Annotated in this window: 12 protein-coding genes; 6 read left to right on the forward strand and 6 right to left on the reverse strand. The window is 69.8% G+C overall.

All coding sequences use genetic code 11. The features are described 5' to 3' along the window. Positions 1-58 precede the first annotated feature (58 nt). A complete protein-coding gene (locus ACFWYM_RS15495) occupies positions 59-1,057 on the forward strand; it encodes an aldo/keto reductase (RefSeq protein WP_384835926.1) in 999 nt (332 codons plus the stop codon). A gap of 268 nt (positions 1,058-1,325) precedes the next feature. On the opposite strand, the gene thpR is transcribed toward ACFWYM_RS15495, so the two are convergent. Beyond that, a complete protein-coding gene (gene thpR, locus ACFWYM_RS15500) occupies positions 1,326-1,916 on the reverse strand; it encodes an RNA 2',3'-cyclic phosphodiesterase (protein WP_384835929.1) in 591 nt (196 codons plus the stop codon). Positions 1,917-1,992: 76 nt separating this feature from the next. Between thpR and ACFWYM_RS15505 the strand changes: the two genes are divergently transcribed. Continuing rightward, the gene (locus ACFWYM_RS15505; protein WP_384835932.1) at positions 1,993-2,754 is read left to right on the forward strand and encodes a hypothetical protein; all 762 of its coding nucleotides are present in this window, start codon (positions 1,993-1,995) and stop codon (positions 2,752-2,754) included. A gap of 11 nt (positions 2,755-2,765) precedes the next feature. After that, positions 2,766-3,281: a GNAT family N-acetyltransferase gene (locus tag ACFWYM_RS15510; RefSeq protein WP_384835935.1), complete on the forward strand. Its 516-nt coding sequence runs from the start codon at positions 2,766-2,768 to the stop codon at positions 3,279-3,281. Positions 3,282-3,440: 159 nt separating this feature from the next. On the opposite strand, the gene ACFWYM_RS15515 is transcribed toward ACFWYM_RS15510, so the two are convergent. Further along, positions 3,441-4,787: an MFS transporter gene (locus ACFWYM_RS15515; protein WP_384835936.1), complete on the reverse strand. Its 1,347-nt coding sequence runs from the start codon at positions 4,785-4,787 to the stop codon at positions 3,441-3,443. Between the two features lie 70 nt (positions 4,788-4,857). After that, positions 4,858-5,295, reverse strand: a complete 438-nt coding sequence (locus ACFWYM_RS15520) for a MarR family winged helix-turn-helix transcriptional regulator (RefSeq protein ID WP_384835939.1) — start codon at positions 5,293-5,295, stop codon at positions 4,858-4,860. Positions 5,296-5,449: 154 nt separating this feature from the next. Here ACFWYM_RS15520 and ACFWYM_RS15525 point away from each other — a divergent pair, with 154 nt between their 5' ends. Next, positions 5,450-5,632: a ribbon-helix-helix protein, CopG family gene (locus tag ACFWYM_RS15525; protein WP_384835942.1), complete on the forward strand. Its 183-nt coding sequence runs from the start codon at positions 5,450-5,452 to the stop codon at positions 5,630-5,632. 68 nt (positions 5,633-5,700) lie between these two features. Here the strand turns inward: ACFWYM_RS15525 and ACFWYM_RS15530 are convergent, their stop codons facing one another. Further along, entirely contained in the window at positions 5,701-7,146 is a 1,446-nt protein-coding gene (locus ACFWYM_RS15530) for an NCS2 family permease (protein WP_384835945.1), read from the reverse strand. A gap of 174 nt (positions 7,147-7,320) precedes the next feature. On the opposite strand from ACFWYM_RS15530, the gene ACFWYM_RS15535 reads away from it, so the two are divergent. Together ACFWYM_RS15535 and ACFWYM_RS15540 are read left to right on the forward strand one after the other, a co-directional pair. After that, positions 7,321-7,608 (forward strand): DUF2530 domain-containing protein, encoded by a 288-nt coding sequence (locus ACFWYM_RS15535; RefSeq protein WP_384835948.1) that lies wholly within the window; start codon positions 7,321-7,323, stop codon positions 7,606-7,608. A 95-nt stretch (positions 7,609-7,703) separates the two neighbouring features. Further along, positions 7,704-10,106, forward strand: a complete 2,403-nt coding sequence (locus ACFWYM_RS15540; RefSeq protein ID WP_384835951.1) for an HAD-IC family P-type ATPase — start codon at positions 7,704-7,706, stop codon at positions 10,104-10,106. 6 nt (positions 10,107-10,112) lie between these two features. Here ACFWYM_RS15540 and ACFWYM_RS15545 read toward each other — a convergent pair whose 3' ends face one another. After that, complete coding sequence (locus ACFWYM_RS15545; RefSeq protein ID WP_384835954.1) at positions 10,113-10,955, reverse strand: calcium-binding protein; 843 nt, start codon at positions 10,953-10,955, stop codon at positions 10,113-10,115. A gap of 145 nt (positions 10,956-11,100) precedes the next feature. After that, positions 11,101-11,880 (reverse strand): calcium-binding protein, encoded by a 780-nt coding sequence (locus tag ACFWYM_RS15550; RefSeq protein WP_384835957.1) that lies wholly within the window; start codon positions 11,878-11,880, stop codon positions 11,101-11,103. Position 11,881 lies beyond the last annotated feature (1 nt).

Consider the following 11,881-nt stretch of genomic DNA (forward strand, 5'->3'; position numbering starts at 1 on the left):
CCAAGCCACCCCCAACTCCCTTGCCTAGAGCGCACTCCACACCCTTGGCTGAGCCTCCATGAGGTACACACAGCTAGGCCGCACCGGACTCAACGTCAGCCGCCTCACCCTCGGCACCATGAACTTCGGGCCGCACACGGACGAGGCCGCCAGCCACACGATCATGGACGCCGCGCTCGGCGCGGGGATCAACTTCTTCGACACCGCCAACGTCTACGGGCAGACCGCGGGCAAGGGCCGCACCGAGGAGATCATCGGCAACTGGTTCGCCCAGGGCGGCGGGCGCCGCGAGAAGGTCGTCCTCGCCACCAAGGTCTACGGGAACATGACGCCCGACGGCGAGCAGCCCTGGCCCAACCACGACCGGCTCTCCGCCCTGAACATCCGCCGCGCCGTCGAGGCCAGCCTCAAGCGGCTGCGGACCGATCACATCGACCTGTACCAGTTCCACCACATCGACCGGAACACCCCGTTCGAGGAGATCTGGCAGGCCGTCGACGCCCTCGTCCAGCAGGGCAAGATCCTCTACGCCGGGTCCAGCAACTTCCCCGGGTACAAGATCGCGCAGGCCAACGAGACGGCTCGGGCCCACGGCCGCGTGGGCCTCGTCAGCGAGCAGTGCCTCTACAACCTCAGCGAGCGCCGCGCCGAGATGGAGGTCATCCCGGCCGCCCAGGAGTACGGGCTCGGCGTCATCCCCTGGTCGCCGCTGCACGGCGGGCTGCTCGGCGGCGTGCTGAAGAAGCAGGCGACACAGGGGCGCAGGGCGGGCGGCGGGCGGGCCGCGAACGCCCTGGAGAAGCCCGAGGTCCGCGCGCAGATCCAGGCGTACGAGGACCTGCTCGACAAGCACGGGCACGCCGAGCCCGGCGAGGTCGCGCTCGCCTGGCTGCTCACCCGGCCCGGCGTCACCGGCCCCATCGTCGGGCCCCGCACCGCCGACCAGCTGGCCTCGGCGGTCCGCGCCGTCGACCTGGAGCTGCCGGAGGAGCTGCTGGCGTCGCTGGAGGAGATCTTCCCGGGGACGGGGCCGTCACCGGAGGCGTTCGCCTGGTGAGGCAGGCCGGGCAGATGTGAGAGGCGGGGCAGGTGTGACGGGTGGCGGCCGCTCCGGTTGCCGCTGCTGCTGCCGATGCTGTTGCCGCTCCGGCGGGCGCTCCGGCGGGTGGCAGCCGCGCCCGCGGCTACTTGCCGACCGCGGCCGCCACCGCCACCACGGCGAACATCAACACGAGCACACCGGCCATGATCCGGTTCCTGGTCTTCGGGTCCACACATGCGAGGTTACCCAGACCCCGCTGCTTGTCCGGCTGGGGGTCCGGGGGTCATCCCCCGGGAAATGCAGCACGCGAGGCGTCCAGCTCCCAGCGGCCGACCACCTCGTAACGGGGCCGCTCCCCCGCCACCCCGCTCCGCGGCAGGTTGCTGCGGACGAGGGCCAGCTCCGCCACCGTCCAGGGCGTGCCGGAGAAGGAGCCGAGCGCGGCGACGTACGGGCGCAGGTCGACGCCGCCGCCACGGGCGCGGGCGAGCGTGAGGTGGGGGCGGTAGGCGCGGTGCTCCTCCATCGGCACCCCCGCCTTGCGCGCCGCCGCGTCCGCCCGGGCGGCGAGCAGCCGCAGGGCAGCCACGTCCCCCGCCGCCCCGGCCCACAGGGCGCGCTCCCCGAAGCGCCCGCCGCCGTGCAGGGAGAGCGGGAAGGCGGGGGTGCGGCGGGCCGCCCGCTCCATCCGCTCCGACAGCTCGGGCAGCGTCTCCGCCGCCACCTCCGCCAGGAACGCGAGCGTGAAGTGCCAGCTCTCGCGCGCCGTCCAGCGCAGCCCGTCCGCACCCGGGAGCTCCCTCAACCGGGCAGCGTGCTCGGTGAGTTCGGCGGTTGCGGAGGCCGGGGGCAGGACGGCCGCGAAGAGTCTCATGACAGCAGTCTGCCGTGCGCCCCGTCACCCTCACGGGGAATGGATCACCGGCGGAGCGGGCCCGCAGACTTCTCGTATGCCGGTGTTCGGGATCGTCCTGCTGCTGCTCGGATCCGTGGCCATGACCGGGGCGGTCCTGGCCGTCACCCGCCTCGTGCCGGTGGCGAAGCGCAAGGCACACAACGACGTGCTCGGTTTCGTGTACGCGGAGATCGGCGTGATCTACGCCGTCGTGCTCGCCATGGTCGTCGTCGGCGTGTGGGACACCCGCGCGCAGGCCCACGAGAACACGTACACGGAGACCAACGCCCTCCTCCAGCTCACCTGGTACAGCCGTTCCCTGCCGCAGCCCGGGCGGGAGCGGCTCGGCGGCCTCGTCGAGCGGTACACGGAGACGGTGATCCGCGACGAGTGGCCGCTGCTCGGCGAGCAGCGCGCGGACCCCGCGGCGTGGACGCAGTTCACCGAGATCCGGGAGCTGATCAACACCGAGGAGCCGACGACCGACGCGGGCCAGACCCGCTATCAGGGCGCCCTCGAAGCGGTCGGTCAGCTCGGGGACGCGCGGCGGGAGCGGGTCAACGAGGCGGCCAGTGCGGGGGTGCCCACCCTGCTGTGGACGGCGCTGCTCGTCGGCGCCCTCGTCACCATCGGGTTCGCGCTGCTCTTCGGCATGGACAGCGTGCGCGCGCACGCGGGCGTGGTGTTCTCCCTGACGGTCACGGTGGGCGTGATGCTCCTGATCGTCTATGAGTTCAACTACCCCTTCAGCGGCCCCTTGAAGGTCTCCCCCACCGCCTTCCAGCTCGCCCTGGACCGGATACGGCCGCTCACCTAGCCTCACCACTCATGAGTGCCATAAAGATCAGGGCGGGTGGCGCCGAGGACATCCCCGCCGTCCTCGGGCTCTTCGACCGGGCGATGGAGTGGCTGGTCGCACAGGGCCGCACCGGGCAGTGGGGCACGGACCCGTGGTCGACCCGGCCCAGGACCGTCGAGCTGGTCGAGAAGTACATGACGACGGGCTCGCCCTGGATCGCGGAGATCGACGGACGCCCCGTCGGCACGGTCACCCTGACCGACGGCCCGGGGCCCTACATCGCGCCCGTCGACGAGCCCGAGCGCTATGTCCATCTCCTCACCGCCGACCACGCGTTCGCGGGCCGGGGCGTGGGCGGGGCACTGCTCGCGCACGCCGCGGAGGAGACCCGCAGGGCGGGCGTCTCCCTCCTCCGCGTCGACTGCTACGCGGGCGACGACGGCAAGCTCGTCGCGTACTACGAGAGCCAGGGCTTCACCCGCACCGAGCCCTTCCTGGAAATGAACGGCACCTGGCCGGGCCAGGTCCTGGAGATGCGGGTGTGAGCGCCCCTCAAGGCGCGCGGGGAACTGCCCAGGGAAGGGGCGCGGGGAACTGCGCAAGACACAAGCCCCCACCACCCCGCAGCCAAAGAACAACCCCTCAAGGGGCGCGGGGAACTGCGCAAAGAGCCCAGCCCCGGCCACCCGCACCCGGGCGGAGCCCTACGCCGCGGTCGCCAGCTCCCGCTCCCTCGGCACGAACTGCAGATGACGCTCGCCCTTGCGAAGGTCGAGCTTCAACCGCAGGTCCGCCGCACGGGCCAGCGCCAGGCCGACGCCCACCGCGGCGACCGCGCAGATCAGTCCGCCGAGCGTCATGCTGACCCGCACCCCGTAGGCGTCGGCGAGCCAGCCGAAGAGCGGGCCGCCGAGCGGGGTGCCGCCGGTGAAGACCATCATGAACAGCGACATCACGCGGCCGCGCATCTCGGGGTCCGTGGCCATCTGGACCGACGAGTTGGCCGTGACGTTCACCGTGAGGCCGAGGATGCCGAGCACCACGACCAGCGGCGCGAACATCCATACGCCGGGCGCCCAGGACGCCACCACCAGGAGCGCGCCGAAGCCGAGTGCCGCGCCCGTCAGGACCCGCAGCCGGGTCGAGCGGCGGCGGGCCGCGAGCAGCGCGCCCGCGAGCGAACCGGCCGCCATCAGGGTGTTGAACAGGCCGTACATCCCGACGCCGCCGTGGAACACGTCATCCGCGTACGCGGACATCCAGATCGGGAAGTTGAAGCCGAAGGTGCCGATGAACCCGACGAGCACGATCGGCCAGATCAGCTCGGGGTGCCGGCGGACGTACTGGAGCCCTTCCCGCAGCTGCCCCTTGCCGCGCGGGGTGCGGGGCGTGTGGTGCAGCTCCTTGGTGCGCATCAGCATGAGGCCGGTGAGCGGGGCGAGGAAGGACAGGCCGTTGGCGAGGAACGCCCAGCCGGGGCCGACGGCCGCGGTCAGGGCACTGGCGACCGCGGGGCCGATGAGCCGCGCCGACTGGAAGTTGGCGGAGTTCAACGAGACCGCGTTGCGCACCTGGTCGGGGCCGACCATCTCGGACACGAAGGACTGCCGGGTCGGGTTGTCGACGACCGTGACGAGGCCGGTGAAGAAGGCCGCGGCGTAGACGTGCCAGACCTGGACGTGGCCGGAGAGCGTGAGGGCCGCGAGGAAGAGGCCGGAGAGGCTCATCGCGCCCTGGGTGCAGAAGAGGAGCTTCCGCTTGCTGAAGCGGTCGGCGATGACGCCGCCGTACAGGCCGAAGAGCAGCATCGGCAGGAACTGCATCGCCGTCGTGATGCCGACGGCGGCGGAGGATCCGGTGAGGCTCAGGACCAGCCAGTCCTGGGTGATGCGGGCCATCCAGGTGCCGGTGTTGGACACCACGGCGCCGGTGGCGAAGAGCCGGTAGTTGCGGACCTTGAGGCTGGCGAACATCGAGGTCTTGCGGGGGCGGGCAGGGGAATCGAGGGCGGTTGGTGCGGGGGCGGAGTCTGCTCCGGGTCCCGTACTCAAGGTGGCGTCGCCTCCTTGGCGATTGCGGTGGTCCCCACGTCCCGAATGGGGCTGTGCGGGCTGTGCGGTCTTACAGGTGTGCGAGCTTCTCCAGGACCGGGGCGGCGGCGCGGAGCTTGGCCCACTCGTCGTCGTCCAGGTCCGCGGCCAGGTTGGCCAGCCAGGCGTTCCGCTTGCGGCGGCTCTCTTCGAGCATCGCCTCGGCGGTCTCCGTCTGGGTCACCACCTTCTGGCGGCGGTCCTCGGGGTGCGGCTCGAGCCGGACCAGGCCCTTGGCCTCGAGCAGCGCGACGATGCGGGTCATCGACGGCGGCTGCACATGCTCCTTGCGGGCGAGCTCGCCCGGTGTCGCGCTGCCGCAGCGGGCGAGGGTGCCGAGCACCGACATCTCGGTGGGGCTCAGCGACTCGTCGACCCGCTGGTGCTTCAGGCGGCGGGAGAGCCGCATCACGGCGGAGCGCAGGGAGTTCACGGCGGCGGCGTTGTCGCCATGGGAGAGGTCCGGCATGTTCGTTAGCATAACTCATTACCCTGACTAAGGACCACGCGGTTGAACGGCGATGCCCGTCACAGCGGACAGAGAACCCTTTCGTCACCCATATGAGTGAGGCGACTTCGGAAAGTGAGGCATCCCCCGACGGCGTGCGGCGACCCTGGCGGGCATGGGATCGACAGTGCTCAGCCTGCGCATAGACGGGGAGCTGCTCGACCGGCTCCGCAAGCACGCGGCGAAAAGGGGAATGAGCGTCCAGGACTATGTGGTCCGGACGCTCATTCGCGATGACTTCGACGAGCGTTTCAAGACGTCCGTCGAGGAGACAGAGAGGTTCTACGGGGTGGCGTAGCCCGCACCCCGAAGGGGCGCGGGGAACTGTGCGACCAGCCCCCCACCGGCCCGCAGCGAACAGCGCTCCTAGGTGAGGTTCAACGCCGGCATCAGGTAGTAGAAGGCGAACACGGCGGACACCACGTACATGGCCACCGGCACCTCCCGCGCTCGGCCGGAGGCCACCCGCAGCACCGTGAAGGCGATGAAGCCCATCCCGATGCCGTTCGTGATCGAGTAGGTGAACGGCATCATCAGCATCGTCACGAACGCGGGGATCGCGATCGTGTAGTCGCTCCAGTCGATCTGCCGGATCGAGCCGGACAGGATCAGGAAGCCCACCGCGAGCAGCGCGGGCGTGGCCGCCTGGGACGGCACCATCGTGGCGAGCGGCGTGAGGAACAGCGCCACCGTGAAGAGGCCGCCGGTGACGAGGTTCGCGAAGCCCGTACGGGCTCCCTCGCCGACCCCCGCCGTGGACTCCACGAAGCACGTGGTGGCCGAGGACGAGGACGCGCCGCCGGCGGCGACCGCGATGCCGTCCACGAACAGGACCTTGTTGATGCCGGGCATGTTGCCGTTGCTGTCCGTCAGCTTGGCCTCGTCGCCGATGCCCATGATCGTGCCCATGGCGTCGAAGAAGCAGGACAGCAGCACGGTGAAGACGAAGAGGATGCCGGTCAGGACGCCGACCTTGCCGAAGCCGCCGAAGAGGCTGATCTGGCCGACGAGCCCGAAGTCCGGGGTGGCGACCGGGTTGCCGGGCCACTCGGGGGTGGTCAGGCCCCAGGAGGGGATGTCCGCGACCGCGTTGATGATCATGGCCGCGACGGTCATGACGACGATGCTGATGAGGATCGCGCCCGGCACCTTGCGGACGATGAGCGCGAGGGTCAGCAGCACACCGATCACGAAGACGAGCACGGGCCAGCCGTTGAGGTGCCCGTCGCCGCCCAGCTGGAGCGGGACCGTGGTGTGCGCGGCGTCCGGCATCCGCGAGACGAAGCCGGAGTCGACGAGGCCGATCAGCATGATGAAGAGGCCGATGCCGATCGCGATGCCCTTGCGCAGGCCGAGCGGCACGGCGCTCATCACGCGCTCCCGCAGCCCGGTCGCGACGAGCAGCATCACCACGAAGCCCGCGAGCACGACCATGCCCATCGCGTCCGGCCACGCCATGCGGGGCGCGAGCTGCAGGGCGACGACGGTGTTCACGCCGAGACCGGCGGCGAGCGCGATCGGGACGTTGCCGATGACGCCCATGAGGAGCGTGGTGAAGGCGGCGGTCAGGACCGTCGCCGTGACCAGCTGGCCGTGGTCGAGCTGGTGGCCGTACATGTCCTTCGCGCTGCCGAGGATGATCGGGTTCAGCACGATGATGTAGGCCATCGCGAAGAAGGTCGCGAAGCCGCCGCGGACCTCGCGGACGAGGCTCGAACCCCGCTCGGAGATCTTGAAGTAGCGGTCGAGGGCGCCCTGCGGGGGCGTCGGCTGCGGCTTTATGTCGACCGGGGCGCTGGCCGAGGGGGACATGCGTGACCTCTTGAGTTCAGAACGGGCTCGAATTGTTCTTTCGTACGAAAGCAATCGGCCATTAACAAGCTGTTTCAGTATGAATACATGAGGCGCAAATGGCTATCTCCGCGCGTAGAGCCTTGCCCCGCAAGGGGTGCGCGGGGCGATCACCGGCCCTCGTAAGCTGTCCCCATGGCGAAGTGGACACCGACACACGAGGCGCCGGAGCCCCTGGAGGGCCCCGTTGTCGCCACCATCACGGGCGGCACGATCCTCTGGTTCGTCCTCTTCCTGGTCCAGCTCCCCTTCTACGGCTGGTTCGACGACCACGGGCACACCTGGTGGGTGTGGACGTGTCTGGCGGGCGCGGGGCTCGGGTGCATCGGCATCTGGTACGTGCGCAAGCGGGACGCGGCGATCAAGCGGCACGCGGCGGGCGGGGCGGACGCGGCGGGCCCGGAGGCCCAACCCACGCAGTAGCCCGTACGACCACGGGACCGTCCTTCTCCTACCGAGGTCGGATCTTTCCGGATCTCAAGGGGTGAACCGACCTTTCCCCCCGTACCGTCGAATGCATGACGCATATCGACGCGGGCGCCGAACTCGATCCGGTCCACCCCGTCGCGCCGCCCACCGGGCGGGCGACCGGCCTGAGCGCCGCCGAGGTCGCCGAGCGCGTCGCGCGCGGCGAGGTCAACGACGTCCCGGTGCGCAGCAGTCGCTCCCTGGGCGAGATCGTCCGCGCCAACGTCTTCACCCGGTTCAACGCGATCATCGGCGTGCTCTGGGTGATCATGCTCTTCGTCGCGCCGATCCAGGACAGCCTCTTCGGCTTCGTGATCATCGCGAACACCGGCATCGGCATCATCCAGGAGTGGCGCGCCAAGAAGACCCTGGACGGGCTCGCGGTCATCGGCGAGGCCAAGCCCACGGTCCGCCGCGACGGGGTGGCGGCCGAGATCTCCACCTCCGACATCGTCCTCGGCGACCTGGTCGAACTGGGACCCGGCGACAAGATCGCGGTGGACGGCGAGACCGTCGAGGCCGAGGGCCTGGAGGTCGACGAGTCGCTGCTCACCGGCGAGGCCGACCCGGTCCTGAAGAAGCCCGGCGACAAGATGATGTCGGGTTCTTTCGTGGTCGCGGGTGGTGGCGCCTTCACCGCGACGAAGGTGGGACGCGAGGCGTACGCGGCGCAGCTGGCCGAGGAGGCGAGCCGCTTCACGCTCGTCCACTCCGAGCTGCGCTCCGGCATCTCCACGATCCTCAAGTACGTGACGTGGCTGATGATCCCGACCTCCATCGGCCTCGTCATCTCCCAACTCGTGGTCAAGGACGACAACTTCAAGGAGTCGATCGCGTACACGGTCGGCGGGATCGTGCCGATGATCCCCGAGGGGCTCGTGCTCCTCACCTCCGTGGCCTTCGCGATCGGGGTCATCCGGCTCGGGCGGAAGCAGTGCCTGGTGCAGGAGTTGCCCGCCATCGAGGGGCTCGCGCGCGTCGACACCGTCTGCCTCGACAAGACCGGCACCCTCACCGAGGGCGGCATGGACGTCACGGACCTGCGGCCGCTGAACGGCACGGACGAGACATACGTACGGAAGGTCCTCGGCGCCCTCGGCGAGTCCGACCCGCGGCCCAACGCCTCGCTCCAGGCGATCATCGACGCCTACCCGGACAGCGAGGAGTGGCGGTGCACGGAGTCGCTGCCCTTCTCCTCCGCCCGCAAGTACAGCGGCGCCTCCTTCAGCGAGGGCGACGGCGAGAACTCGACGTGGCTGCTCGGCGCCCCCGACGTCCTGCTGCCGGACGGCGATCCCGCGCTCACCGACATCGAGGAGCTGAACAGGCAGGGCCTGCGCGTGCTGCTGCTCGCCCGCGCCGCCGGAGAGCTCGACGACCCCCAGGTGGCGGCCGGAGCCACGGCCACCGCCCTCGTCGTCCTGGAGCAGCGCCTGCGCCCCGACGCCGCCGACACCCTGCGCTACTTCGCGGAGCAGGACGTCAAGGCGAAGGTCATCTCCGGTGACAACGCGGTCTCCGTGGGCGCCGTCGCCGGAAAGCTCGGCCTGCCGGGCGCCGAGCACACCGTGGATGCCCGCCATCTCCCCACCGACCAGGAGGAAATGGCCCAACAGCTCGACGAGAACGCGGTGTTCGGCCGCGTCACCCCGCAGCAGAAGCGGGACATGGTCTCCGCCCTCCAGTCGCACGGCCACACGGTGGCGATGACGGGCGACGGCGTGAACGACGTGCTGGCGCTGAAGGACGCCGACATCGGCGTGAGCATGGGCTCGGGCTCCGAGGCGACCCGCGCCGTCGCGCAGATCGTGCTCCTCAACAACAGCTTCGCGACGCTGCCTTCGGTGGTCGCGGAGGGCCGCCGCGTCATCGGCAACATCACGCGCGTGGCGACGCTGTTCCTGGTGAAGACCGTCTACTCGGTGGTCATCGCGCTGCTCGTGGTGTGCTCGCAGGTGGAGTACCTGTTCCTGCCGCGCCACCTGACGCTGCTGTCCACCCTGACGATCGGCGTCCCGGCCTTCTTCCTGGCGCTCGCGCCCAACAAGGAGCGCGCGAAACCGCACTTCGTGCGCAGGGTCATGCGATACGCGCTGCCCGGCGGCATCATCGCGGCCGCCGCCACCTTCCTCACGTACATGCTGGCCCGCAACTACTACACCGGGGACGGCGCCCGGGAGGCCGAGACCAGCGCGGCGACGCTCACGCTCTTCCTGGTCTCCATGTGGGTCCTGGCGATCATCGCCCGGCCGTACACGTGGTGGCGGATCTGCCTGGTGGCGGCGATGGGGCTGGCGTTCCTGGTGGTGCTCGCGGTGCCGTGGCTGCAGGACTTCTTCGCCCTGAAGCTGGCGGGCGCGACGATGCCGTGGGCCGCGGTGGGCATCGCGGCGATCGCCGCGGCGGCCGTGGAGTTCACGTTCCGCTGGGTCGACCGCCGCTTTGCCGCATAGCTGCTGCTACTTGACGTCGACGAAGTCGCCCGTGGACTTCACGGACGGGGTCGTCGAGGTGCCCGCGAAGACATAGCGGAAGGTGCCGTCCACCGACGCCTTCACCGTGGTGCGCAGCTTGCCCTTGCCGTCCGTGCGGACCGTCTTGAGCGCCTTGTAGGTGCTGGAGCCCTTCTTCTTGAACTCCAGCTTCACGGGCTGCTTGGTGTAGCCGGCGTACTTGCCCGAGTCCCAGTTGGCGCGGGTCAGGGCGCCGGTGACCGTGATGGTCCGGCCCTTCTTGACCGGCTCCGGGGCGGCGTTCACGGTGAGCTTCGCGTAGCGCTTCACCGAGACCGTCTTGTACGTGTCCTTGATGACGGAGGCGCCGTTCTTGGCCGCGGCCCCGGCCCAGACCTTCCACTTGCCCGCGAGGGCGTTGCGGTAGATGTTCTCGTTCGGGTCGGCGACGACGGTGACCTTGCAGGTCGAGGTGGTCTTGTTGACCTTGGTGCACTTGCCGCGGTCGGCGGCCGGAACCATCCCGCTGTCGATGCCGGTCTCGCTGAACTTCTTGCCGTGCCACAGCATGGCGTAGCCCTCCTGGATCCCGGAGGGGTGCGTCGCGGTCACGGCGATGGTGACCTTCTTCTTCTTGACCGTGCCGACCACGATGTCCTTGCCGCCGTTGACGACGACCTTCGTGATCTTGACCTTGGCTCCGCTCTTCGCGGGGGCCTTCGCGGCGAAGGGCGCGGACTGCGGGACGTCGGGAACGTCCGGCCGGTCGGCCGCGTGCACGGCGGGCACGGCGAGTGCGGACAGGGCCAGGGCGGTCGTCAGAGTCGCCGCGGTGGCACGGAAGCGCATGTGTTTCCCCAGGTGGTGGGTGCTGTTCTCGGGGCCGGGTCGACCCCGAGAACAGACCTGCGACCTGCGTGACTGGTTGTACGAGTTCGGGGATCTTCGCGCGTGATGTCCGTTACGCACGCGCCCCCGGACGGGACCTCAGGACCTAGCGCACGTCGATCGCGTCACCGGAGGAGTTCACGGCCGGGGTCGTGGACGTACCGGCGAAGGAGTAGCGGAAGGTGCCGTCGGCCGACGCCTTGACCGTGGTCTTCAGGGCGCCCTTGGAGCCCGACTTGACCGTCTTCACGGTGCTGTAGGAGCTCGCGCCCTTCTTCTTGAACTGGAGCTTCACGGACTGGCCCGTGTAGCCCGCGTACTTGCTCGTGTCCCAGTTGGCGCGGGTCAGGGCGCCGGTGACCGTGATGGTCTTGCCCTTCTTGACCGGCTCCGGGGAGGCGTTCACGGTGAGCTTGGACGCGCGCTGGAAGCGGACCGTCTTGTAGGCGTTCTTGACGAGCTTGTCGCCGTCCGAGCCGTGCGCGGCCGCGAGGACCTTCCAGCTGCCCGCGAGGGTGTTGTTGTAGGTGTGCTTCTTCGGGTCGACCGTGAGCGTGATCGTGCAGGTCTTGGTGGTCGCGTTCACGGTGGTGCAGCTGGGCCGGTAGTCCGACGCGTGGACGACCGCGCCGTCGGCGTGGTCGATGTCGGAGCCGTGCCACAGGAAGCCGTCGATCTTCACGATGCCGGACGGGTCGGTCGCCGTGATGGCGATCGTGACCTTCTTCTTCGCGGTGGTGCCGAGCACGATGTCCTTGCCGCCGTTGACGGTGACCTTCGTGATCTTGGTGTCGCCGACGGCCGTGTCGGCCTGCGCGGCCGGGACGGCGAGGGCGGACAGGGCCAGGGCGCCGGACAGGGCGGCCACAGTGGCGCGAATGCGCATG

The organism is Streptomyces sp. NPDC059009, from assembly GCF_042740175.1.
Classification (GTDB): Bacteria; Actinomycetota; Actinomycetes; order Streptomycetales; family Streptomycetaceae; genus Streptomyces.